The organism is Streptomyces fructofermentans (genome assembly GCF_014651055.1).
GTDB classification, from domain to species: domain Bacteria; phylum Actinomycetota; class Actinomycetes; order Streptomycetales; family Streptomycetaceae; genus Streptomyces; species Streptomyces fructofermentans.
The window spans coordinates 56,355-80,610 of record NZ_BMWD01000015.1; the positions used below are offsets into that span (position 1 = coordinate 56,355).

A 24,256-nucleotide genomic window follows, 5' to 3' on the forward strand; every position below is an offset into this window, starting at 1 on the left:
AATGACCTCCTCTTCTTCCCCTTCCCAGGACGCGCAGAGCCCCGCGCAGAACTACCCCGAAGGTCTTCGGGCCGATGCCCTGATGGAAGAGGACGTCGCCTGGAGCCACGAGATCGACGGAGAGCGGGACGGCGATCAGTTCGACCGCTCCGAGCGCGCGGCCCTGCGCCGCGTCGCGGGCCTCTCCACCGAGCTCGAGGACGTCACCGAGGTCGAGTACCGGCAGCTCCGCCTGGAGCGCGTCGTGCTCGTCGGAGTGTGGACGTCGGGGACGGCGACCGACGCGGACAACTCGCTGGCCGAGCTGGCGGCCCTCGCGGAGACCGCCGGAGCACTCGTGCTCGACGGCGTGATCCAGCGCCGCGACAAGCCCGACGCGGCCACCTACATCGGTTCCGGCAAGGCCAACGAGCTGCGGGACATCGTGTTGGAGACGGGCGCGGACACCGTCATCTGCGACGGTGAGCTCTCGCCCGGCCAGCTCATCCACCTCGAGGACGTCGTCAAGGTCAAGGTCATCGACCGCACGGCCCTGATCCTCGACATCTTCGCCCAGCACGCCAAGTCCCGGGAGGGCAAGGCGCAGGTGGCCCTCGCGCAGATGCAGTACATGCTGCCGAGGCTCCGCGGCTGGGGCCAGTCGCTGTCCCGTCAGATGGGCGGCGGCAAGGGCGGCGGCCTCGCCACCCGTGGTCCCGGTGAGACCAAGATCGAGACCGACCGGCGCCGCATCCGCGAGAAGATGGCGAAGATGCGCCGGGAGATCGCGGACATGAAGACCGGCCGCGAGATCAAGCGCCAGGAGCGCCGCCGCAACAAGGTGCCCTCCGTCGCCATCGCCGGGTACACGAACGCGGGCAAGTCCTCCCTGCTCAACCGCCTCACCGGGGCGGGAGTGCTGGTGGAGAACTCGCTGTTCGCGACCCTCGACCCGACCGTGCGCCGGGCCGAGACCCCGAGCGGGCGCCTGTACACGCTGGTGGACACCGTCGGCTTCGTACGGCACCTGCCGCACCACCTCGTCGAGGCGTTCCGCTCCACCATGGAGGAGGTCGGCGACTCCGACCTGATCCTGCACGTGGTGGACGGTTCGCACCCCGCGCCGGAGGAGCAGCTGGCCGCCGTGCGCGAGGTCGTCCGCGACGTGGGCGCCACCAAGGTGCCCGAGATCGTGGTGATCAACAAGGCGGACGCGGCCGACCCGCTCGTCCTCCAGCGCCTGATGCGCAACGAGAAGCACTCCATCGCCGTCTCGGCCCGGACGGGCCAGGGCATCGACGAGCTGCTCGCGCTCATCGACGTGGAACTGCCGCGCCCCTCGGTCGAGATCGAGGCACTCGTGCCGTACACACTCGGCCGGCTGGTCGCGCGGGCCCACACCGACGGCGAGGTGATCTCCGAGGAGCACACGCCGGAGGGCACGCTGCTGAAGGTGCGGGTGCACGAGGAACTGGCCGCGGAACTGACACCGTACGTACCGGCTCGCGCGGTCTGATCCGCAGCACGGACCGACCGAAGGCCCGACCCCCTTGAGGGGGCCGGGCCTTCGCCGCGTTCGGGCCCGACTCCCGTGAGGGAGCCGGGCGTTCGACGCGTCCGGGCCCGACTCCCGTGAGGGGTAGGGCCGGTGTTGTGTGCGAGCCCTCAACTCCTCCAGGAAGCCAGGGGCCTTCGCCGTATGCGGGGCGACCCTCCTCGCGAGAGGGTCACGCGCGGGGCGCCTACTTGGCGCCGTACGTCCTGCTCATCGTGTCGTAGAGCTCCTCGGCACCCGCGCCGAGCCGCGGTCCGGCCAGCCAGGTGTTGTCGGACGGGCCGATCGACGTGTTCGAGACGAGCTTCGTCGTGCCGCCGACGACCCTGAACCAGCCGCCGCCGGACGAGCCGCCGGTCATCGTGCACCCGATGCGGTACATCGTCGGCAGTTCCTGGCCGAGCGACAGCCGGCCGGGCCGGTCGACGCACTTGTGCATGATCAGGCCGTTGAACGGGGGCGCGGCCGGGTAGCCCCAGGCCCCCATGGAGCCCGCCTTCGCCGCGTCCGGGGTGGAGAAGTCCACCTCCAGCGCGTTGCCGACGGTCTCCTCCAGGGACTTGGAGCCCGACTGGGGCTTCACGTGCAGCACCGCGTAGTCGTACGCGGCACCCGCGCCGCCCGACTCCGAGCCGCCCTCGATCCACTCCTTGGACGTCGAGGCCCAGTCGGCCCAGTACTGGCCGTACGGGGCGATCTCCCGCTCGGTCGCGCCCGCCAGCCCGGACTCGGACTTGCCGAGGTCGTTGTACGCGGGCACGAAGGCGATGTTGCGGTACCAGCCGCCGCCACCGCCCGCGTGGACGCAATGCCCCGCGGTCCACACGAGGTTGGACCGACCAGGGTTGCGCGGGTCCGCGACGACCGTGCCGGAGCAGACCATCGAGCCCTCGGGGGAGTCGAAGAAGACCTTCCCGACCGGCGCGGCGAAGTCGTGGTACGGGGTCTTCTCGCGACGGGCCGGCACCGGTGCGGGCGCGGGGTCGCTGACCCCCTGGTTCGCGGCGGCGTCCTTCGACGAGATGGTCTTGTCCGGGTCCTCGGCCGACTTCATCCGCTCGGGCTTCCAGAGGCCCTCGATGACCGGGTTCACGAAGTCCCGCGCCTCGCTGAGCCACTTGTCGCGGTCCCAGTCCTTCCACTCGCCGTCGCGCCACTTGTCGACGTCGATGCCGTGCTCCGCGAGCCGGTCGGCGATGTCGCGCGGAATCCCGATCCGGTCGTCGCCCGAGGACTTCGACCCCGTGGCGGACGGCTTGCCCGCGGCGCCGTCGTCGCCAGGGCCGCAGCCGGTGGCGGTGAACAGCAGGGCCGCCGCCAGCCCGCTGGCGGCGAGGACACGGCGCCGGTCGCGACGCCTCGTGAAGGACGGACGTATGGAACGCATGGTGCTGCTACCCCCGATGGGACGTGAAACGGTCGACTGGGCGCCGGGTCGCGGGGATCGCACCCCGCGAGTCCCGCACCGCACACCTGCCGTGCCCGGAACGGGGTGCGCGGGTGCCGGTGCGGCTTCCCGGGCCCGAGAGCGGGACCGGGACGGACCGGTGGCCGGCGGGCGGGGCTCCCCGGCCCCGTTCCGCCGTCCGTCCGTCCCGCCCACCGCTACTGCTTGTCGGCGAACTTCTCACTCACCGCGTCGTACAGCCCCTCGGCCTCCTTGCCCAGACGCGGGCCGGCCAGCCAGCCCGCGGTCACCGGGCCGATGGAGGTGTTGGACACCAGCGCGGCCTTGCCGTCCGCGCCGGTGGCCACCCAGCCGCCGCCGGAGGAACCGCCGGTCATCGTGCACCCGATGCGGTACATCGTGGGCTCGGACCTCGCGATGGACAGCCTGCCCGGCTTGTCAGCGCACTGGTACATGGTCTCGCCGTCGAAGGGCTTCGCCGCCGGGTAGCCGGTCGCCGTGATGGCGGCGACCTGCGGTACGGCCGGGGCGTTGAAGTTCACGGGCAGCGCCGAACCGACCGTCTCCTCCAGGGACTTGCCGTCGCCACCCTTCTCCGGCGTCACGTGAATGACGGCGAAGTCGTACGAGGCGCCCTGGCCTCCGGTGGCACCGCCCTGCTCGATCCACTGGTCCGAGGTCTGGGCCCAGTCACCCCACCAGACGCCGTACGGAGCGACCTCCTCCTTGGTGGCGCCCTGGAGCTCAGCGGCCGACCGGGCGTCGTTGTTGTACGACGGCACGAAGGCGATGTTGCGGTACCAGCCGCCCTTCTTGCCGGCGTGCACGCAGTGGCCCGCGGTCCACACCATGTTGGACTTGCCGGGGTGGGCCGGGTCCGCGACCACGGTCGCCGAGCAGACCATCGTGCCCTCGGGGGAGTCGAAGAACACCTTGCCCGCCTCGGGCGCGCTGTCGTGGTAGCCGGCGGGAACGGCCTTCGCCTCGACCGGCGCGGGCTCGGGGTCGGTCACACCCTGGTCGCCCGAGAGATCGCTCTCGTCGACACCCTTGCCCTGGTCGGGGTCCTCGGCCTCGCGCATCCGGTCCGGGTCCCAGAGGTCCTTGATGATCGGATTGACGTAGTCCTCGGCCTCGCGGAGCCAGTCGTCCCTGTCCCAGTCCTTCCAGGCGCCGTCCTTCCACTTGTCGATGTCGATCCCGTGTTCTTTCAGCCGGTCCTTGAGGTCGTCCGGGATCTTGATCTTGCCGTCGCCCGCCGCGGAGGCCGTGACGCCGGCGCCCGCCTCGGTGTCCTCGCCGGAACCGCACGCGGTGGCGGTCAGCGCCAGCGCGGTGGCCAGGCCGACCGCGCCCAGCTCGGGGAACGCTCTGCGGCGCGGGCGCCGCCCTCGGCGGTCGGCGAAGAGCGGGCGTATGGGTCGCATGGTGTGACTCCCCCTGGAGGTGAACGTTCAACTCTGTGCTGCCAGATGGGGCTTCGCGCGGATCCGGAACCCGCGCGCTCCCCCGGTGGACCGTCGGCGCTGATCAGCGGGAACCGCTGAACGGCACCACAGACTATGCCGTTGCTGTGGGGGACTTCCGACGGACCCGCAACGGTTCCGTCACGGCCCGGATCTTCGGTGCGCCGTTGCCCCTCGCGATTCCCGTCGTTGGTACGTACGGGGGACGTTCGGGCTGCGTTCATCCCCCCGCCGCCTGCCACCGGGCGGGCCGGCAACTCGCCTCTGAGCAGCGGGAGGACCAGACAGACGTGGCTGTGACCGAGCCCGCGCCCGAGGCGGCGCCCGCCGTGCCCGAGACCGCGGGCGCGCCCGCGTCGAGCGACGGCACGGGGGCGCGCGGAGCGCACGAGGGCATCCTGAGGCGTCAGTCGGCGCGCGAGTCCGCGGCGCGCACCTACGCGCGCGCCCTGCCGATCGTTCCCGTGCGGGCGCGCGGAATGACCATCGAGGGCGCCGACGGGCGCCGGTACCTCGACTGTCTCTCCGGCGCCGGGACACTGGCCCTCGGTCACAACCACCCGGTCGTCCTGGAGGCGATCAGGAAGGTCCTCGACTCGGGCGCCCCGCTGCACGTCCTCGACCTGGCCACCCCGGTCAAGGACGCCTTCACCACCGAGCTGTTCCGCACCCTGCCGCCGGGCCTCGCCGACCACGCGCGCGTGCAGTTCTGCGGCCCCGCCGGCACGGACGCCGTCGAGGCGGCGCTCACCCTGGTGCGCGCCGCGACAGGGCGCAGCGGAATCCTCGCCTTCACGGGCGCCTACCACGGGATGACCGCGGGGGCTCTCGCCGCGTCGGGGGGCGCCTCCGACGTACGGGTCGCCCGGCTGCCCTATCCGCAGGACTACCGCTGCCCCTTCGGCGTCGGAGGCGCGACCGGGGCCGAACTGGCCTCCCGCTGGACCGAGTCGGTCCTCGACGACCCCAAGTCCGGCGTGCCGCAACCCGCCGGGATGATCCTCGAACCGGTGCAGGGCGAGGGCGGGGTGATCCCCGCGCGCGACGACTGGATGCGGCGGATGCGCGAGATCACGGCGGCCCGCTCCATTCCGCTGATCGCCGACGAGGTCCAGACGGGAGTCGGCAGGACGGGCGCCTTCTGGGCGGTCGAGCACAGCGGGATCACCCCGGACGTGCTCGTCCTCTCCAAGGCCGTCGGGGGCAGCCTGCCCCTGGCCGTCGTCGTCTACCGCGAGGAACTCGACGTGTGGGAACCGGGGGCCCACGCCGGGACGTTCCGCGGCAACCAGCTCGCCATGGCGGCGGGCGCGGCGACCCTCGCGTACGTCAGGGAGAACGGTCTCGCCGGGCGCGCGGCCGACCTGGGCGCCCGCATGACGGCCCGACTGGGCGGCCTGGAGACCGACTTCGACCTCGTCGGCGACGTACGCGGGCGGGGCCTGATGATCGGTGTCGAGCTGGTCGACCCGCAGGCACCGCCCCCCACCACCGGGGGACCGCCGCCCCCCGCTCCCGGGCTCGCGGCCGCCGTCCAGCGCGCTTGCCTGCGGCGCGGGCTCATCGTGGAGCTCGGCGGACGGCACTCCAGCGTGGTGCGCCTGCTGCCTCCACTGACGATCAGCGACGAACAGGCGGACGCGGTGCTCGACCGGCTCGCCGACGCGGTGGCCGAGGTCGCGAAGAGCGCGGTGCCCGGGGTCGCGACGGAACGGGTGCCGGGGGCTCGGGCTGGCGGGGTGCCCGGAGGCCGGACCGAAGGGGTGCCGGGGGCTCGGGCCGGCGGGGTGCCGGTTCGCTCGGGTGCGGTGCCCGATGTGCGGATGGGCGCTGTGCCGAAGGTGCGTCCGGGCCCGGCCACGACTCCGGGCCCGGCCACGACTCCGGGCCCGGACCCGGGCCCGGCCACGGCTCCGGACCCGGCCGCGGCTCCGGGCGACGGGAACCGCCGGCGTGCGGTGAACGTGCACGCCCCGCGGTGCGAGCCCTCCGGGTGGCCGGCCCTGGTCGGGCCGCAGGGCTGCCCGCCGGAGGCCGCCGCGAGGGCCGAACCGGACGGACGCCTCCCCAGCCGCGCCCCGGAGGTTCCCACCCTGCCGAACCCGGCCACGGAGCCCGCCGGTTCGAACCGGTACCCCTGAGCCGGCGCGGACCGGCACCCCCGACGGCGAGGAATCAGCCAGGCGCCGCGTACGCCGGAACAACCACGGTTCGTCGCCGTACGAGCCCGAACCATCCAGCGAGGAACGCTCTTGAACGCCACTCCCGTACCCGACGGCAGTCCCCGCACCCTGGAACGGGGAGCCCGCGCAGGGCAGGATCCGCCGACCCCGCAGGTCCCGCCGAGCCCGCACGCGCCCGGCCCGGCGTCGCTCCCCGGGCAGCAGGGAGGCGCCGGAACCCCGGAGCACCCGCACGCCGCGGACCTGTTGGACCACCCCGACCCGTACACCGCTGCCCAGGCCGCGGGCATCGAGAACCTGCTGCGCTGCTGGGTACGCGAACAGGGCGTCACCGCACCCGACGGCGGAACCCTCCGCATCCCCCTGCCCGGGGCCGCCGTCTCCCTGATCGTGCCGGTCCACCACTGGTCTCCCACGGGCTGGCACCGGTTCGGCCTTCCCTGGTTGTCCGACGACCCCGACGGCGCGTTCCCCACCGACGCGGTGACGCTGGCAGCCATGCTCCGGCGCGAGACTCCGGCGGACAGCGCTCCCGCCGGAGCCCCCGGCCCCGCCTCGGACCTCGGCCTCGCCTCGGACCCCGGCCCCGCCTCCGAGACCGCCTCCGCCGTGCGCCCCGTTCCCTCCGAGCCGGACGCCGGTCCCACGCGGGCCGACTCCGCCAACGTGGGCAGGCCCGCCGGGCCGTGGAGCCCCGCCCTGCCGGACGCCGCGGCGGCGGGCGACGATCTGGTGGACCGCGTGGCCGACTCCGTACGACGGACCGCCGTGTTCGTCTCGGACCGCAGGGCGAACCCGTCCGACCACCCCGACCTCTTCCTCTCCGCCGAGCAGTCATTGCTCCTCGGACACCCGCTGCACCCCACCCCGAAGAGCCGCGAAGGACTGTCCGAGGCCGAAGCCCGGAACTACTCGCCCGAACTGCGGGGCTCCTTCCCACTGCACTGGATGGCCGTCGCGCCCTCCGTGCTCGCCACCGACTCCGCGTGGACCGAACGGGGCCGCCCCGTACCAGCGGCACAGCTCACGGCCCGGCTCGCCGCAGGGAACGCCGCGACGAGCGAGGGTCTGCCGGACCTGCCGGACCTCCCGGACGGATACGCCGTCGTGCCCATGCACCCCTGGCAGGTCCGCGCGGTCCGGCACCGCCCTGAGCCGGCCAAGCTCCTGGACGCCGGACTGATCCGGGACCTCGGACCCCTCGGCGCCCCCTGGCACCCCACCTCCTCCGTCCGGACGCTCTACCGCTCCGGCGCCCCCGCGATGCTGAAGCTCTCCCTCGGCCTGCGCATCACCAACTCCCGCAGGGAGAACCTCCGCAAGGAACTCCACCGCGGCGTGGAGGTCCACCGACTGCTGCGCGCCGGCCTCGGGGCACGCTGGCAGTCCGCCCACCCGGGCTTCGACATCGTCCGCGACCCGGCCTGGCTCGCGGTGAACGACCTGGACGGCGACCCCGTGCCAGGCATCGACGTGATGATCCGCCACAATCCCTTCGCGCCGACGGACGACGTCTCCTGCGTCGCGGGACTCGTCTCACCCCGCCCCCAGGGCCGGTCGTCCGCGGAGGGGACCCGGAACGCGTCCGAGGGCGACCGGCTCCGCGACCCGGCCGGGGAGCCGTCGAGCGGGCGGGGCGAGCCGCAGGCGCGGTCCCGTCTCGCCGGGATCGTGACGCGTCTCGCCGGCCGCACGGGCCGTTCGCGCGGCGCCGTGGCCGCCGAGTGGTTCCTGCGCTATCTGGAACACGTGGTCCGTCCCGTGCTCTGGCTCGACGGCGAGGCAGGGATCGCCCTGGAGGCGCATCAGCAGAACACCCTGGTCCTGCTCGACACCGAAGGCTGGCCGGCAGGCGGCCGCTACCGCGACAACCAGGGGTACTACTTCCGCGAGTCGCGTCGCGCCGAACTGGACGAGCGGCTTCCCGGCATCGGGGCGCGCTCCGACACGTTCGTGTCCGACGAGGTCGCCGACGAGCGCTTCGCCTACTACCTGGCCGTCAACAACGTGCTCGGCCTCATCGGCGCCTTCGGTTCCCAGCGGCTCGCCGACGAGCGCCTGCTGCTCGCCGCGTTCCGCGGCTTCCTCGGCAAGGCCGCCTCCGGTCCTGGCCGGCTGCGCACCTCCCTGCCGGGCCACCTGCTCGACTCGGCCGTCCTGCGCTGCAAGGCCAACCTGCTCACCCGGGTGCGGGGACTGGACGAGCTCGTGGGGCCGGTCGACACCCAGTCCGTCTACGGGACCATCGCGAACCCTCTTCATTCCCGCAGAACATGACCCGTCCAGCCTTCTGAGAGGAGCGTCGCCGTGACTCCCACCGATGCGAGCACCGACGCCGGTTCCGCCCCCTTCACCGACCACGGCAACGGCACGGGGCCGGGCACGGACTGCGAGGACACCCTCGAACTGCGCCTGCCCGGCGACTTCCTCGCGCTCCTCGGAGAGCGAGCCGAGGAACCTGCGGGAGCGGACCAGGCCGGCGAGGAGCTGGGCCCGTCGCGGCGCACGGCGGGTCGTCGCACCACTGCCCCTCTCTTGGCGCCACCGGTCACGTCCTCGGGCGACGACCTGCTCGACCGGGTCGCCGACTGGGGGCCGACGGCGACACCGGCGGGCGTGCTGCGGCTCCTCCCCGTACGCCTGGACCGTGACGTCCCACTCGTGAACCGCTGGATGCACGATCCCGCCGTGGCCGCGTTCTGGGAGCTGTCCGGGCCCGGGCCGGCGACCGAGGCGCATCTGCGGGCGCAGCTGACGGGGGACGGCCGCAGCGTCCCCTGCCTGGGCCTGCTGGACGACACCCCGATGAGCTACTGGGAGATCTACCGGGCCGACCTGGACCCCCTGGCCCGCCACTATCCGGCCCGCCCGAACGACACCGGCATCCACGTCCTCATCGGCGGGGTGGCCCATCGCGGACAGGGTCTCGGCACGACACTCGTCAGAGCCGTGTCCGACCTCGTCCTCGACCGGCGCCCGAACTGCGCACGCGTCGTGGCGGAGCCCGACCTCCGCAACATCCCCTCCATGTCCGCCTTCCTCAGCGCCGGCTTCCGCTTCTCCTCGGAGATCGAGCTGCCCGGGAAGCGGGCGGCCCTCCTGATCCGTGACCGGGCCCTTCGCGATCTGCTCTAGGCCGCCACTCCCAGTACACCGCTCGCGCCGTTCAGGTTCCCTTTCCAGGAGATCCCGTGCCGTATATCCCCGCCGCCGGGTCCGCCGGGTCCGCCGGGTCCGCCGGGTCCGCCGGGTCCGCCGGGCAAGCCGTCGCGGCACTGTCAGCGGCCGGTGCACGGGAGCTTCCGCAAGGACCGGCGGGTGGCTCCCGCGCGGGCTTCCGGGCGCCCGTCCTGATCACGCCCCCCGCCGTCGGCTTGATCGCCCGGTTGTCAGTGCGGCCCCGTAGGGTGGTCGCGCTATGACAGAGCCCTCACTCCCCGAACTCCTGCATGCCGCCGTCACAGCTGTCGGCGGTACGGAGCGCCCTGGCCAGGTGACCATGGCCGAAGCCGTCGAGCAGGCCATCGACGACGGCTCCCACCTGCTGGTCCAGGCGGGCACCGGCACCGGAAAGTCGCTCGGCTACCTGGTGCCCGCGCTCGCCCACGGGGAGCGGGTCGTCGTCGCGACGGCCACACTGGCGCTCCAGCGCCAGCTCGTGGAGCGCGACCTGCCGCGCACGGTGGACGCCCTGCATCCGCTGCTGCGCCGCCGCCCCGAGTTCGCGATGCTCAAGGGGCGGTCGAACTACCTGTGCCTGCACCGCCTCCACGAGGGCATGCCCCAGGACGAGGAGGAGGGCCTCTTCGACCAGTTCGAGGCGGCCGCGCCCACCAGCAAGCTGGGCCAGGACCTGGTGCGGCTGCGCGACTGGGCGGACGAGACCGAGACGGGCGACCGCGACAACCTCACCCCGGGCGTCTCCGACCGTGCCTGGTCGCAGATCTCCGTGTCCTCCAGGGAGTGCCTGGGAGCGTCGAAGTGCGCGTACGGAGCGGAGTGCTTCGCGGAGATGGCCCGGGAGCGCGCCAAGCTCGCCGAGGTCGTCGTCACCAACCACGCCCTGCTCGCCATCGACGCCATCGAGGGAGCCTCGGTCCTCCCCCCGCACGAGGTGCTCATCGTCGACGAGGCGCACGAGCTGGTCTCGCGCGTCACCGGAGTGGCCACCGGCGAACTCACCCCCGGGCAGGTCAACCGTGCGGTGCGCCGCGCGGCCAAGCTCGTCAACGAGAAGGCCGCCGACCAGCTCCAGACCGCCGCCGAGGGCTTCGAGCGACTGATGGAGCTCGCGCTGCCCGGCCGCCTGGAGGAGGTCCCGGAGGACCTCGGATACGCGCTGATGGCCCTGCGCGACGCGGCGCGCACGGTCATCTCGGCGATCGGCGCGACCCGCGACAAGTCCGTCGGCGACGAGGACGCGGTGCGCAAGCAGGCCCTCGCCTCCGTGGAGTCCGTCCACGACGTGGCCGAGCGGATCACGAACGGCTCGGAGTGGGACGTCGTCTGGTACGAGCGCCACGACCGGTTCGGCGCATCCCTGCGGGTCGCCCCCATGTCGGTCTCGGGCCTGCTGCGCGAGAAGCTCTTCGCGGACCGCTCCGTGGTGCTGGCCTCGGCGACCCTCAAGCTGGGCGGCGACTTCAACGGCGTGGGTGCCTCGATGGGGCTCGCCCCCGAGGGCACGACGGGAGAGGACGTCCCGCCCTGGAAGGGCCTCGACGTCGGTTCCCCCTTCGACTACGGCAAGCAGGGCATCCTGTACGTCGCGAAGCACCTGGCGCGTCCCGCCCGCGACGGTGACCGCGGCGACATGCTCGACGAGCTGACCGAGCTGATCCAGGCCGCCGGCGGCCGGACGCTGGGCCTGTTCTCCTCGATGCGGGCCGCGCAGCTCGCCGCGGAGGAGCTGCGCTCACGCATCCCCGAGTTCCCGATTCTGCTCCAGGGCGAGGAGACGCTCGGCGAGCTGATCAAGAACTTCGCGGCCGATCCGAGGACCTGCCTGTTCGGCACGCTCTCGCTCTGGCAGGGCGTGGACGTGCCGGGCACCAGCTGCCAGCTGGTCGTGATGGACAAGATCCCCTTCCCGCGGCCGGACGATCCGCTGATGAGCGCCCGCCAGAAGGCGGTGGAGGACGCGGGGGGCAACGGCTTCATGGCTGTCGCGGCCACCCACGCGGCCCTGCTGATGGCCCAGGGCGCCGGCCGTCTCGTACGGGCGACGGGCGACCGGGGTGTGGTGGCCGTGCTGGACCAGCGGCTCGCCACGGCCCGGTACGGCAGCTATCTGAAGGCCTCGCTGCCGGACTTCTGGTACACGACGGACCGCAATCAGGTGCGGCGCTCGCTGGCCGCGATCGACGAGGTGGCGCGGAAGGCCGAGGAGGCCGGACAGGTCCAGCAGGCCGAGTCGTCCGGGAATGCCTAGACACACGAGTGGGCCGCCCTCAGGGGCGGCCCACTCGCGTACGCGTCGGGACGGTGCAGGGCCCCGGAACCGGCGCAGGGGTCCCGGGGCCCGGTCAGGGGCGGCGACTCACACGCGCCGCAGCACCGCCACGACCTTGCCGAGGATGGTCGCCTCGTCACCGGGGATCGGCTGGTACGCGGAGTTGTGCGGGAGCAGCCACACATGGCCGTCCTCGCGCTTGAAGCGCTTGACGGTTGCTTCGCCGTCGAGCATGGCCGCGACGATGTCGCCGTTCTCCGCCACCGGCTGGCGGCGGACCGTCACCCAGTCGCCGTCGCAGATGGCGGCCTCGATCATCGAGTCGCCGACGACCTTGAGGACGAACAGCTCGCCGTCGCCGACCAGCTGGCGGGGCAGCGGGAAGACGTCCTCGACGGACTCCTCGGCGAGGATCGGGCCACCGGCGGCGATCCGGCCGACCAACGGCACGTACGACGCGGCGGGCTTGCCCGCCGTGTCCGTCGGCTGCACGGTCGACTGGTCGGAGCCCCGGACCTCGTACGCCCGCGGACGGTGCGGGTCGCGGCGCAGGAAGCCCTTGCGCTCGAGTGCCATCAGCTGGTGCGCCACCGAGGAGGTGCTGGAGAGGCCCACGGCCTGTCCGATCTCCCGCATGGACGGCGGGTATCCCCGGCGCTGCACGGAGTCCCTGATGACCTCGATCACCCGGCGCTGCCGGTCGGTGAGTCCGGAACTGTCCGCCCGGATGCCTGGAGGTCGTCCCGGCAGGGAGCGTGCGGGCTTGGGGCCCTCCTGGTTCACGACTTCATTCATGGCATGCACCGGCTCAAATCGGCCCTGGGAGCGGTCCTGGGCAGTGATGGTGGCACTGTCTGCGGTGGTGGTCACGTCGGCCCCTCTCGTTCGTCTCCCTGCTGGACAACGGTAGTGGCTTTCGAAAGGTTGCGCCAAACACACGTTCGAGTGAAAAATCGTGATTGACCGGACGTGATCATGCGTCTGGGTGTATGGCTAAAGCTGCTCGCGGCGGACAAAAGTGCTCATTGCTGTACTCTTCACCGCCGAGGCGTGGACCCCCGCGGGTCCGTGCCGGTCGCGAGCGGGCCACGGGCGGGCGGCGCGGGAGCGGGCGACAGTCTGCCACCAGGTGCCCGCCCCGCCGGGAACCGGCCCCCCTCGGCCCCCCTCGGCCCCAACGACTCCGTGGTGCCCACCGTATCCCCGTACGTCCCCGATGGGTACGGCCGTGCGGCACGTGCCCATACGGGCGCGACACGCGCGGACGGGGCGAATTTGTGGGCCAAGCCCCACATGTAGTGGTTGGATTGCCGCAGCAGCCCAGAAGTTGTGGTCCCCCGGTCCTTCGCGGTCACGGGCATCGCCTATGCTTGGGGCTGCTTCGAGGGGCTCAAGGGCCCTGGCGAGGCCATTGAGTCGTGCTGCGAAGGAGGGTTGGAGTTCGATGCACTGCCCCTTTTGCAGGCACCCCGACAGCCGTGTCGTGGACAGCCGTACGACGGACGACGGCACGTCGATCCGCCGGCGCCGCCAGTGCCCCGACTGCTCTCGCCGGTTCACGACCGTCGAGACGTGCTCGCTCATGGTGGTCAAGCGGTCCGGGGTCACCGAGCCCTTCAGCCGCACCAAGGTCATCAACGGCGTGCGCAAGGCGTGCCAGGGACGGCCCGTCACGGAGGACGCCCTCGCCCAGCTCGGTCAGCGGGTCGAGGAGGCGGTGCGTGCCACCGGGAGCGCCGAACTGACGACCCACGACGTGGGGCTGGCCATACTCGGCCCCTTGCAGGAACTCGACCTCGTCGCCTATCTGCGCTTCGCGTCCGTTTACCGGGCGTTCGACTCGCTCGAGGACTTCGAGGCCGCGATCACGGAACTGAGGCACGAGACGCAGGGCCCCGCGGCGGCCGATGACGACGCGCGCGGGGGATGCGGGGGAGCCGGGTGCTCCGGAGGGGCTGTCGAAGGCCCCGGCGGCCCCGGTGGCGCCGGTGTTCCGGTTCCCGCCACCGCCGCCGACTGACGGGAAGGCCGGTCGGGCCTGGCCGGCCGGCGGCGAGCACAGAGACCTGTCACGGGCAGCGGCGTAGGCGATGCCCGCGACACCAGACACACACCGTGCCACGGAAGAACGCGGCACTTCAGGGCGTTTTAGCCTGAAACAGGGAGACGGCATGACAGAGACGGCGAGCGGTCCGGCACGAGGGTCCCGAGCGAAGGCCGCCAAGGTCAGCAAGGGACTGCGCGTCGAGCGCATCCACACCACGCCGGGCGTGCACCCGTACGACGAGGTCGCCTGGGAGCGCCGCGACGTCGTCATGACCAACTGGCGTGACGGCTCGGTCAACTTCGAGCAGCGTGGTGTCGAGTTCCCCGACTTCTGGGCGGTGAACGCGGTCAACATCGTCACCAGCAAGTACTTCCGGGGCGCCGTGGGCACCCCGCAGCGCGAGGTGAGCCTCAGGCAGCTCATCGACCGCATCGTGAAGACGTACCGGAAGGCCGGCGAGGACTACAAGTACTTCGCCTCGCCCGCCGACGCCGAGATCTTCGAGCACGAGCTGGCGTACGCCCTCCTGCACCAGATCTTCAGCTTCAACTCGCCGGTGTGGTTCAACGTCGGCACGCCCCAGCCGCAGCAGGTCTCGGCCTGCTTCATCCTGGCCGTCGACGACTCGATGGAGTCGATCCTCGACTGGTACAAGGAAGAGGGCATGATCTTCAAGGGCGGCTCCGGCGCCGGCCTGAACCTCTCCCGCATCCGCTCCTCCAAGGAGCTCCTCTCCTCCGGCGGCAACGCCTCGGGCCCCGTCTCCTTCATGCGCGGCGCGGACGCCTCCGCGGGAACCATCAAGTCGGGCGGCGCCACGCGCCGCGCGGCCAAGATGGTCATCCTGGACGTCGACCACCCCGACATCGAGGACTTCATCCAGACCAAGGTCAAGGAAGAGGAGAAGATCCGCGCCCTGCGCGACGCGGGCTTCGACATGGACTTGGGCGGCGACGACATCACGTCCGTCCAGTACCAGAACGCCAACAACTCGGTCCGGGTGAACGACGAGTTCATGAAGGCCGTGGAGAACGGCGACTCGTTCGGCCTGCGTGCCCGCATGACCGGCGAGGTCATCGAGCAGGTCGACGCCAAGTCGCTGTTCCGCAAGATGGCCGAGGCGGCCTGGGCCTGCGCCGACCCGGGCATCCAGTACGACGACACGATCAACCGCTGGCACACCTGCCCGGAGTCCGGCCGGATCAACGGCTCGAACCCGTGCAGCGAGTACATGCACCTGGACAACACGTCCTGCAACCTCGCGTCGCTCAACCTGATGAAGTTCCTGAAGGACGACGGCAAGGGCCGCCAGTCCTTCGAGGTCGAGCGCTTCTCGAAGGTCGTCGAGCTGGTCATCACCGCGATGGACATCTCGATCTGCTTCGCGGACTTCCCGACGGAGAGGATCGGCGAGAACACCCGCGCCTTCCGCCAGCTCGGCATCGGATACGCCAACCTCGGCGCCCTCCTCATGGCGACCGGCCACGCGTACGACTCCGACGGCGGCCGCGCCCTCGCGGGTGCCATCACCTCGCTGATGACCGGCACCTCGTACAAGCGGTCGGCCGAGCTCGCCGCGGTCGTCGGCGCGTACGACGGCTACGCCCGCAACGCGCAGCCGCACCAGCGCGTCATGAAGCAGCACTCCGACGCCAACGGCACGGCCGTGCGTGTGGACGACCTCGACACGCCGATCTGGGCCGCCGCCACGGAGGCCTGGCAGGACGTGATCCGCCTCGGCGAGAAGAACGGCTTCCGCAACGCGCAGGCGTCCGTCATCGCGCCGACCGGCACCATCGGCCTGGCGATGTCCTGCGACACCACCGGCCTGGAGCCCGACCTCGCGCTGGTCAAGTTCAAGAAGCTGGTCGGCGGCGGCTCGATGCAGATCGTCAACGGCACCGTGCCGCAGGCCCTGCGCCGCCTGGGCTACCAGGAGGAGCAGATCGAGGCGGTCGTCGCCCATATCGCCGAGAACGGCAATGTCGTCGACGCCCCGGGCCTCAAGCCCGAGCACTACGAGGTCTTCGACTGCGCCATGGGCGAGCGCTCCATCTCCGCGATGGGCCACGTCCGCATGATGGCCGCGATCCAGCCCTGGATCTCCGGCGCTCTCTCCAAGACGGTCAACCTGCCGGAGACGGCGACCGTCGAGGACGTCGAAGAGGTCTACTTCGAGGCGTGGAAGATGGGCGTCAAGGCGCTCGCGATCTACCGCGACAACTGCAAGGTCGGCCAGCCCCTCTCCGCGAAGACCAAGGAGACGGAGAAGTCCGCGACGGACGCCGTCACGGCCAAGGCCGAGGACACCATCCGTACCGCGGTCGAGAAGGTCGTCGAGTACCGCCCGGTCCGCAAGCGCCTCCCCAAGGGCCGTCCCGGCATCACGACCTCCTTCACGGTCGGCGGCGCCGAGGGCTACATGACCGCCAACTCCTACCCCGACGACGGTCTCGGCGAGGTCTTCCTCAAGATGTCGAAGCAGGGCTCGACCCTCGCGGGCATGATGGACGCCTTCTCGATCGCCGTCTCGGTCGGTCTCCAGTACGGCGTGCCGCTGGAGACGTACGTCTCGAAGTTCACCAACATGCGCTTCGAGCCGGCCGGCATGACGGACGACCCGGACGTGCGGATGGCGCAGTCGATCGTCGACTACATCTTCCGCCGCCTCGCGCTCGACTTCCTGCCCTTCGAGACGCGCTCGGCGCTCGGCATCCACTCCGCCGACGAGCGGCAGCGGCACCTGGAGACCGGTTCGTGCGAGCCCTCGGACGACGAGGTCGACGTCGAGGGTCTCGCGCAGTCCGCGCCCCTCGCGCAGGAGCTGAAGGCCGTCGTCACGCCCAAGGTCGAGGTGCAGGCGGTCGAGCCCGCCCCGAAGCAGGTGCACACCAGCGCGGAACTGGTGGAGATGCAGCTGGGCATCCAGGCGGACGCCCCCCTGTGCTTCTCCTGCGGTACGAAGATGCAGCGGGCCGGTTCCTGCTACATCTGCGAGGGCTGCGGCTCGACCAGCGGCTGCAGCTGATCGCGGCACCCCGCTGAGGGTGCAGCAGCGTGGTTCGGAGCGGTGGAGCCGTGTCTCGGCTCCACCGCTCCGGTGTTCCCGGCGTCCGCCGGGCAGGGTCGCGGCGCCGGGCCGGACTCCCGCGGACCCGCGGGACGTCTTGCCGCGCGGGCAGCCGCGATGGCAGGCTCGGCGACATGACCAAGAGAATCGAGTCCTCCGTCCGCCGATGAGCGGGACGCCCGGGACGAAGCCGCCCGGAGCCGGGACCTCCCTGTTCGAGCACGCCCTTCGACTCCATGGGGCTACCCCCGACGCCGCGCTGCCGCGGAACGGCGAACCGTACCCGGACGACGCGTACCGCCGCGGGCGGCCGGCAGCGGAGCATCCGTGTCACCGCGACCGGATCGGGGCCGAGGTCGCCGCGGTCCTCGACGAGCACTTCGCCGACCCGGGGACGGACCCCGGTGTGCTGTTCGGCCGCTTCCAGGACATCCACGTCCCCATCCATCCGAACCCGCGCATGGCCGGAGCCGCCGCGCGAGGGGGAGACCGGGCGCGGGAGGCCGGGCGCCGGCTCGTCGTACACGGTACGGACAGGGACGACGTCGCCGTCGGTCTGGCACTGCTCGCCGAGGTGTGCACCGAGGACGACATTCCCCTGCTCCGCACCATCGGGCTCCTCTCGTGCTCCTTCGGCGCGCTCGCGGCGCACGCGCTGGAACGGCTGCCGGGTGGTGCGGGTCCTCTCCTGTGGCTGGCGGACCGGGTGGCCGGCTGGGGCCGGGTCTACGTCGTCGAGTCGTTGTGCCGACTGGCCGACGCGCATCCGGACGTCCGTCCCTGGCTGCTCCGGACAGCGGTGGACGGGGACTTCCTCAACGGATGCTTCGCGGGCACGGTCGCCGAGACGGTCGACCTCCGCCGGGCACTCGCCGGAACGGCCGCGGACCCCGGGATCGTGGACCACGCCGGCGAACTCCTCCACGTCCTGACCGGCTGCCAGGGCATGGGAATCACCCTCGCGGACCTCCCGCACGCCGAGGACGTGCTGGCCGCGTACCTGGGACACCTCGGGCGGCTCGGGCCTTCCCCGCGCCGGTACCGCGCGGTCGCCCATCTGGCCCTGGGCCTCGGTGAAGGCGGTGACGTGGGCTCGATCGGCCCCGCCCGACGCTGGTGGACCTTCCGCGACGGCTGTCGCGCACTCCTGGACCGCGAGGAGTGGTGCGCGACGGCGCGAGAGGCTCTCGCGGCCGGGGACGAGGACATGGCCCGGCTCGCCGAGCGGTCGGCCGGCGACCTGTGTTCGCGGGCGTTCGGCGACGCTCGGCCCTCGCCGCGCCACGGCTGACGGCAGGAGCGGTCGCCCTCCACGGCACCCCGAGCACGCAGGAGGGGCGGAACGGTCGATGCCGTTCCGCCCCTCCCGCATGCGCGGGGTCGTGCTGCGCCGCCCCGTCCGGGGTCGGCCGCTCGCGCGGTCAGGATTCGTGCGGGCTGCCCATGATGAGGGCGAAGGCCGCCGGGTCCGCGTCGTAGCCCTGGACGCGGGAGTGGAAGAGCCACTCGCCGGTGTCGTCGCGCAGGAACTCCCCGACGGTGGTGGCCGTAGAGCCCAGCACCTCGGCGAAGCCGTCCTCGGCGAGGACCGTGTAGGCCTCGCGGATCCGCAGGGCCGGATTGCGCACGTCGCCGAAGGCCCGCCGTCCGTCGCGCTGCTGTATGGCGACACCGACCACCACGCGCGCGTACCGCTTGTCGAGGCGGGTGAGTTCGAGGGTCATCACCTCGTCCCAGCCGAAGCCCTTGCCGTCCTTGCTGTCGCGGTCGAGGTAGATCGTGCCGTCCGGGGAGCGGCTGCCGAAGTGCACCACGTAGTCGGGTGCTCCGTGCGGGTCCGTCGCGAGGTAGGTGGCGGCGACGACGTCGAGATCGGTGGCCGGTTCGCCGACGGGACTCGGGTCCCATTTCACCGAGACCTCCGCCTTGCTGATGCCCTTGTTGAGGCCGTTCACCGGATTCTCCCCTCCTGGTCCCCCAGTGTCAGACACCCCAACTGCCTGGCAGTTGAAGCGTGTTGCCCATCGTGCCACGCCCACGGGGGCGCTCGTGCGGAGGCAGTCCACCGGAGCGTGACCGGCGCCACGTTCCTGGGCCGTACGATGGCGCGGTGCTGGTCAAGTGGATTCGCTGCACCGTGGTGGACCGCCGCGGTTTCGAACGGGGGCAGCGGAAATGGGCGGGGCTTCTGGGGGAGCCGGGATTCCGGGGACAGGGCGGGGGCTGGAGCCGGGGACGGCGCGAAGTGGCCCACATCTTCTCCTTCTGGGAGAGCCGTGCCTTCTACGACTCCTTCATGGCCCGCTCCCATGACCGGCTCGCCTCGACCCAGTCGGGCACGTTCAAGGACGCGCAGGTCAAGCTCTTCGACCACCGTTTCGACGTGAAGACCGGCTTCGAGCCGCGCTTCACCGAGGCCGACCTGGTCCGGGTGGCGCACTGCCGTGTCCACGAGGAGCGCGCCGAGCACTTCGCGCTGATGCAGGAGAAGGTCTGGAACCCGGCGATGGCGGGCTCGCCCGGCATGCTGCGCGGCCTCTTCGGCGAGGCGCCGGGCCACGAGTTCCTGGTCCTGTCGATGTGGAAGTCAGCCGCCGAGCACGGCAAGTACCGGGCCGAACGGGTCGAGCGGCTCGCCCTGCGCGCCCAGATAGAGGCGGACGTCGCGGCGCTCACGGGGGACATCGTGCAACTGGAACCCACCTGGACGGTCTGACCGGAGCCGACGTGGTGGTCGCGCCGGCCCTGCTTTCGGTCATTCGTTCGGTCGCGGGGCCGGGTCCGCGAAATCGCCATGTACGACCGGAAACAACCACGATTCGCGTGACCTCTGTCGTACGGATTGTGTGACCTGTGCCGTACCGACCCCGTACGACTGCTCGAACGGCCGTGTCCCGATCTAGGGTTTCGGTATGGCACGACCACGGCGCATCGTCCTTGTCCGGCACGGCGAGTCGGTGGGCAATGCCGATGACACGGTGTACGAGCGTGAACCCGACCACGCCCTGGCGCTCACCGAGCGGGGGTGGGGGCAGGCCGAGGAGACGGGCAAGCGGCTGCGCGAGGTCTTCGGCCGCGAGCGCGTAAGCGTTTACGTCTCCCCCTACCGCCGTACGCACGAGACCTTCCGCGCCTTTCACCTCGACCCCGACCTCGTGCGCGTGCGCGAGGAGCCGAGGCTGCGCGAGCAGGACTGGGGGAACTGGCAGGAGCGGCACGACGTACGTCTCCAGAAGGCGTACCGCGACGCCTACGGGCACTTCTTCTACCGCTTCGCGCAGGGGGAGTCCGGTGCCGACGTCTACGACAGGGTCGGCGGCTTCCTGGAGAGCCTGTACCGCAGCTTCGAGGCGCCCGACCATCCGCCGAACGTGCTCCTGGTGACCCACGGCCTCGCCATGCGGCTGTTCTGCATGCGCTGGTTCCACTGGACCGTCGCGGAATTCGAGTCGCTCTCGAATCCGGGGAACGCGGAGGTGCGGATGCTCGTTCTCGGGGAGGACGGCAGGTACACCCTCGACCGCCCCTTCGAACACTGGCGTGATCCGGAACCGTACGGAGTCACCGGATAGAGTGGCAGGGCAATGACCGCTGACTCCTCTCCCGACGGGCGCATGGACCGCGCCCTGTCCAGCCTGCGCGGACTCGCGGTGGGAGACGCGCTCGGCTCGCAGTTCTTCGTGCCCGCGAACTACCCGCTGCTCAAGCGCGCCGAGCTGCCGTCCGGTCCCTGGCGGTGGACCGACGACACCGAGATGGCGTCCTCCGTGGTGGCGGTTCTCGCCGCCCACCGACGCGTCGACCAGGACGCGCTGGCCCACGCCTTCGCCGACCACCACGACGCCGGCCGGGGCTACGGCCCGGCGGTCAGCCGCCTGCTGCGGATGATCGCGGAGGGCGGCGACTGGCGCGAACTGGCCTCGGCCCTGTTCAAGGGCCAGGGCTCGTGGGGCAACGGCGCGGCGATGCGGATCGCGCCTCTGGGCGCCTGGTACGCGGACGATCCGGAGCAGGCCACGCACCAGGCCGAGATCTCGGCCTACCCCACACACCAGCACCGCGAGGCCGTGGTCGGCGCCATGGCCGTGGCGGCCGCCGCCGCGCTCGCCGCGGCGCCGGGCGGGCCGCCGAGTCCGCAGGCGCTGCTCGACGGAGTCATCGCGCTCGTGCCCCGCAGCGCCGTGGGCGCCGGGCTGCGACGCGCGCGGGACATGCTCGACTACGGCGACGCGACGACGGTCGCCGCGGTCCTCGGCTGCGGGCGCCGGACGACCGCGCACGACACCGTGCCGTTCGCCCTCTGGTCCGCCGCGCGCGCCCTGGGCGACTACGCGGCCGGCTTCTGGGCGACGGCCCAGGTGGGCGGGGACATGGACACGACCTGCGCCATCGTCGGAGGCGTCGTGGCGGCAGGCGGCGGCGCGCCGCCCGCCGAGTGGGTGGAGCGCACCGAGGATCTCCCGGGCTGGCTGCCGGTGGAGGCCGGGGTCCCGGGGGTCGGCGCGTAGCTGCGCCCGGAGGCCCGTATCGGGGTCCGGTGCCCAGTCCTGCCCGCCGCGGCGAATCCCGCCCCAGCGTCCAGGCGCGCCCGCCGTCGTGAATCCGGCCCCAGCGTCCGGTCGCGCCCGCTGTCGTGACTCCGGCCCCAGCGTACGGTCGCGCCCGCTGTCGTGACTCCGGCCCCAGCGTACGGTCGCGCCCGCTGTCGTGACTCCGGCCCCAGCGTACGGTCGCGCCCGCTGTCGTGAATCCGGCCCCAGCGTACGGTCGCGCCCGCTGTCGTGAATCCGGCCCGAGCGTCCGGTCGCGCCCGCTGTCGTGAATCCGGCCCCAGCGTCCGGTCGCGCCCGCCGTCGTGAGTACGGGTCGCTCGGAGAGCCGTGCCGCGGACGTCGTTGCTCGCGTGGTCGGCGCTTCGGGCCCGGGTGCGATACCAGGGGCGACTCGGGCAGTGGTCTGTCCCGCCATCTCCCGTCTCACGCGTCTCTACTGTCACAGCCATGACACAGAAGATCCGTGCCCCGTCCTGGTCGACGCCGCGCGGATAGCCTGCCGCCACGCCGCTTGTTGATCATCACGAGCGCGCGCCGACGAGACACCGGTCCACGCACGGCTGCCGCCGCGGCCACGGGTGTGCGCCATGCGGGCCGGTCAGGAGGGGGTCCTGTGTCCGACACGCCGTCCGATGACGAGCCGAGAGAGGCGCAAGCGAAGGATTCGGCGGTCGGGCCGACCGCCGGGGTGGTTGGGGGTGCCGGTGCCGGTGCCGGTGCCGATTCGGCCCGTGCCGATGCTGATGCCGAGGCCGGCCAGGGCCGCAAGGCCGGTGAGGCCGATGCCGATGCCGATGCCGATTCTGGGGCCGGGGCCGGGGATGCCGAGTCGGAGGGCGCCGAGTCGGAGGGCGTCGAGGCGGAACGTTCCGTCGCTTCCGGGGCCGCCGGGGTCCGGGTGGCGGCCGGGTCCGTGAGGGCCGCCGCCAAGGCGGCCGACGCCTCCGGGCGCAATCCGCAGCGCGACCTGGGCCGGGGGCGTGCCGGCGTGCCGGAGGGCCTGCCCGGACCCGCCGTCGAGTCGTGGTTCGCCGACATCCATGCCGCGCCGCCGGCCCCCGTCATGACCGCCACGCTCTGGTCCGCCCTGGCCACCGGCCTGCTCAGCATGCTCATGCTCGAAGACGGCCTCGCCCTCAACCTCCTGCTGGTGGCGATACCGGCCACGTTCGGCACGTACGTCGCCGCCCGGAACGCGGGTCGGCAACTGCGCCGATGGACGGTGGTGTGGGGTGTCGCCGGGTTCGCGCTGCTTGCGATTCCACTGCTCCGCGACGCGGGATGACCTTCGTTCCTCGCTCTCGTCGCGGCCCTCGGCGCGGGGTCCCTGGCCCTGCACGGCGGGCGTACCTGGACCGGGATGCTGTTCGGCCCGATCGGCCTGTTCACCTCGCTGGTCACCGGCCCCGCGTGGGGCTGGCGCGGGCTGCGGGCGCGCACCGGCGGCGCCCGGGGCAACGCGGGCCCCGTACTGCGCGCCGTCGCGGTCGCGGCGGTGCTCCTCGTGGTCTTCGGCGCCCTGTTCGCGGGGGCGGACGCCGCCTTCGCGGAGATCCTCTCCGGGCTCGTGCCGGACGCCTCGGTGTCCGACGGTCCATGGAAGGCGGTCCTTCTCGTCCTCGGTGTGGCGGGCGCGCTCGCGGCGGCCCACACCGCCGCCGCGCCCGTGCAGTGGGACCGCGTCGAGGTACCCGCCGGCCGCCCCCGGGGCCGCGTCGAATGGGCGCTGCCGCTGGTCGTGCTCGCCGCGCTCTTCGCCGCCTTCAACGGCGTCCAGCTCGCCGTCCTGCTCGGTGGCTACGACTCCGTACTGGAGCAGACCGGCCTGACGTACGCCGAGTACGCGCGCCAGGGGTTCTGGCAACTGCTCATGGTCACCGTCCTCACCCTGCTCGTCATCGTTTTCGCCCTGCGCTGGGCCCCGCGCGACGACACCCGGGACCGCACCCTGGTGCGCGCCGTGCTCGGTACCCTCTGCGCGCTCGCCCTCGTCGTGGTGGCGTCGGCCGTGCGGCGCATGGACATGTACGTGGACGCGTACGGGCTGACGCGGCTGAGGATCTCGGTGATGGCCGTGGAACTCTGGTTCGGCCTGGTCATCGTGCTGATCATGGCGGCCGGTGTCTGGGGCGCCCGCTGGCTGCCGCGCGCGGTGATGGCCAGTGCCGTCGCGGGCGTACTGGCTTTCGGCTTCGCGTCGCCGGACGCCATGATCGCCGAACGCAACGTCCAGTTGTACGAGAGGACGGGCACCTTCGACCTCGACTACGCGCGTGAGCTGTCGGCGGACGCCGTACCGGCACTCGACGGGCTGGAGGAGCCGCTGCGGTCCTGTGCGCTGAAGACCGTCGCGCAGGAACTGGAGGACGACGACAAGCCCTGGTACGCCACGAGTTGGGGCGAGGCGCACGCGCGGACCGTGCTCGACGGCAAGGGAGTGTCCCCGGATGCCGACTGGCGGGTGTGCAGCCGGCTGGGCATGGAGTTGACGTACCGATGAGCTGAACCACGCCCCGTGACAACGGCGTCGCTGTCCGGGTGAC

14 protein-coding genes and 2 pseudogenes are annotated in these 24,256 nt (G+C 72.1%); 12 read left to right on the forward strand and 4 right to left on the reverse strand.

The features are described from left to right. The first annotated feature begins 1 nt into the window (after position 1). Complete coding sequence (hflX, locus tag IE265_RS21030) at positions 2–1,495, forward strand: GTPase HflX (protein ID WP_190037195.1); 1,494 nt, start codon at positions 2–4, stop codon at positions 1,493–1,495. Positions 1,496–1,721: 226 nt separating this feature from the next. Here the strand turns inward: hflX and IE265_RS21035 are convergent, their stop codons facing one another. After that, positions 1,722–2,921 (reverse strand): trypsin-like serine peptidase, encoded by a 1,200-nt coding sequence (locus IE265_RS21035; RefSeq protein ID WP_190037196.1) that lies wholly within the window; start codon positions 2,919–2,921, stop codon positions 1,722–1,724. 218 nt (positions 2,922–3,139) lie between these two features. Next, positions 3,140–4,369: a trypsin-like serine peptidase gene (locus tag IE265_RS21040; RefSeq protein ID WP_190037197.1), complete on the reverse strand. Its 1,230-nt coding sequence runs from the start codon at positions 4,367–4,369 to the stop codon at positions 3,140–3,142. A gap of 329 nt (positions 4,370–4,698) precedes the next feature. Between IE265_RS21040 and IE265_RS21045 the strand changes: the two are divergent. The 4 genes and pseudogenes from IE265_RS21045 to IE265_RS21060 all read left to right on the forward strand — a co-directional run. After that, positions 4,699–6,129 (forward strand): annotated as a pseudogene (locus IE265_RS21045) (diaminobutyrate--2-oxoglutarate transaminase family protein); the annotation flags it as partial. 531 nt (positions 6,130–6,660) lie between these two features. Continuing rightward, on the forward strand, positions 6,661–8,868 hold the full coding sequence (locus IE265_RS21050; RefSeq protein WP_373302992.1) for an IucA/IucC family protein: 2,208 nt from the start codon (positions 6,661–6,663) through the stop codon (positions 8,866–8,868). A 30-nt stretch (positions 8,869–8,898) separates the two neighbouring features. Then, entirely contained in the window at positions 8,899–9,726 is an 828-nt protein-coding gene (locus IE265_RS21055) for a GNAT family N-acetyltransferase (protein WP_190037198.1), read from the forward strand. A gap of 283 nt (positions 9,727–10,009) precedes the next feature. After that, a complete protein-coding gene (locus IE265_RS21060) occupies positions 10,010–12,022 on the forward strand; it encodes an ATP-dependent DNA helicase (RefSeq protein ID WP_190037199.1) in 2,013 nt (670 codons plus the stop codon). Positions 12,023–12,130: 108 nt separating this feature from the next. Here IE265_RS21060 and lexA read toward each other — a convergent pair whose 3' ends face one another. Further along, on the reverse strand, positions 12,131–12,913 hold the full coding sequence (gene lexA / locus IE265_RS21065; protein WP_190037200.1) for a transcriptional repressor LexA: 783 nt from the start codon (positions 12,911–12,913) through the stop codon (positions 12,131–12,133). A 574-nt stretch (positions 12,914–13,487) separates the two neighbouring features. On the opposite strand from lexA, the gene nrdR reads away from it, so the two are divergent. From nrdR to IE265_RS21080, 3 genes are all read left to right on the forward strand, one after another. Continuing rightward, on the forward strand, positions 13,488–14,063 hold the full coding sequence (gene nrdR / locus IE265_RS21070) for a transcriptional regulator NrdR (protein WP_190037201.1): 576 nt from the start codon (positions 13,488–13,490) through the stop codon (positions 14,061–14,063). 151 nt (positions 14,064–14,214) lie between these two features. After that, positions 14,215–17,118, forward strand: a complete 2,904-nt coding sequence (locus tag IE265_RS21075) for a vitamin B12-dependent ribonucleotide reductase (RefSeq protein WP_190037202.1) — start codon at positions 14,215–14,217, stop codon at positions 17,116–17,118. Positions 17,119–17,326: 208 nt separating this feature from the next. Then, entirely contained in the window at positions 17,327–18,451 is a 1,125-nt protein-coding gene (locus tag IE265_RS21080; RefSeq protein WP_190037203.1) for a hypothetical protein, read from the forward strand. Positions 18,452–18,581: 130 nt separating this feature from the next. Here IE265_RS21080 and IE265_RS21085 read toward each other — a convergent pair whose 3' ends face one another. Continuing rightward, positions 18,582–19,115, reverse strand: a complete 534-nt coding sequence (locus tag IE265_RS21085; RefSeq protein ID WP_190037204.1) for a TerD family protein — start codon at positions 19,113–19,115, stop codon at positions 18,582–18,584. Positions 19,116–19,270: 155 nt separating this feature from the next. Between IE265_RS21085 and IE265_RS21090 the strand changes: the two genes are divergently transcribed. From IE265_RS21090 to IE265_RS21105, 4 genes and pseudogenes are all read left to right on the forward strand, one after another. Then, positions 19,271–19,876, forward strand: coding sequence for a YdbC family protein (locus IE265_RS21090; RefSeq protein ID WP_190037205.1), 606 nt, complete (start codon positions 19,271–19,273; stop codon positions 19,874–19,876). A 196-nt stretch (positions 19,877–20,072) separates the two neighbouring features. Next, positions 20,073–20,732, forward strand: a complete 660-nt coding sequence (locus IE265_RS21095; protein ID WP_190037206.1) for a histidine phosphatase family protein — start codon at positions 20,073–20,075, stop codon at positions 20,730–20,732. Positions 20,733–20,744: 12 nt separating this feature from the next. Continuing rightward, entirely contained in the window at positions 20,745–21,668 is a 924-nt protein-coding gene (locus IE265_RS21100; protein ID WP_190037207.1) for an ADP-ribosylglycohydrolase family protein, read from the forward strand. A 782-nt stretch (positions 21,669–22,450) separates the two neighbouring features. Next, positions 22,451–24,213 (forward strand): annotated as a pseudogene (locus tag IE265_RS21105) (DUF4153 domain-containing protein). Positions 24,214–24,256: the final 43 nt, after the last annotated feature.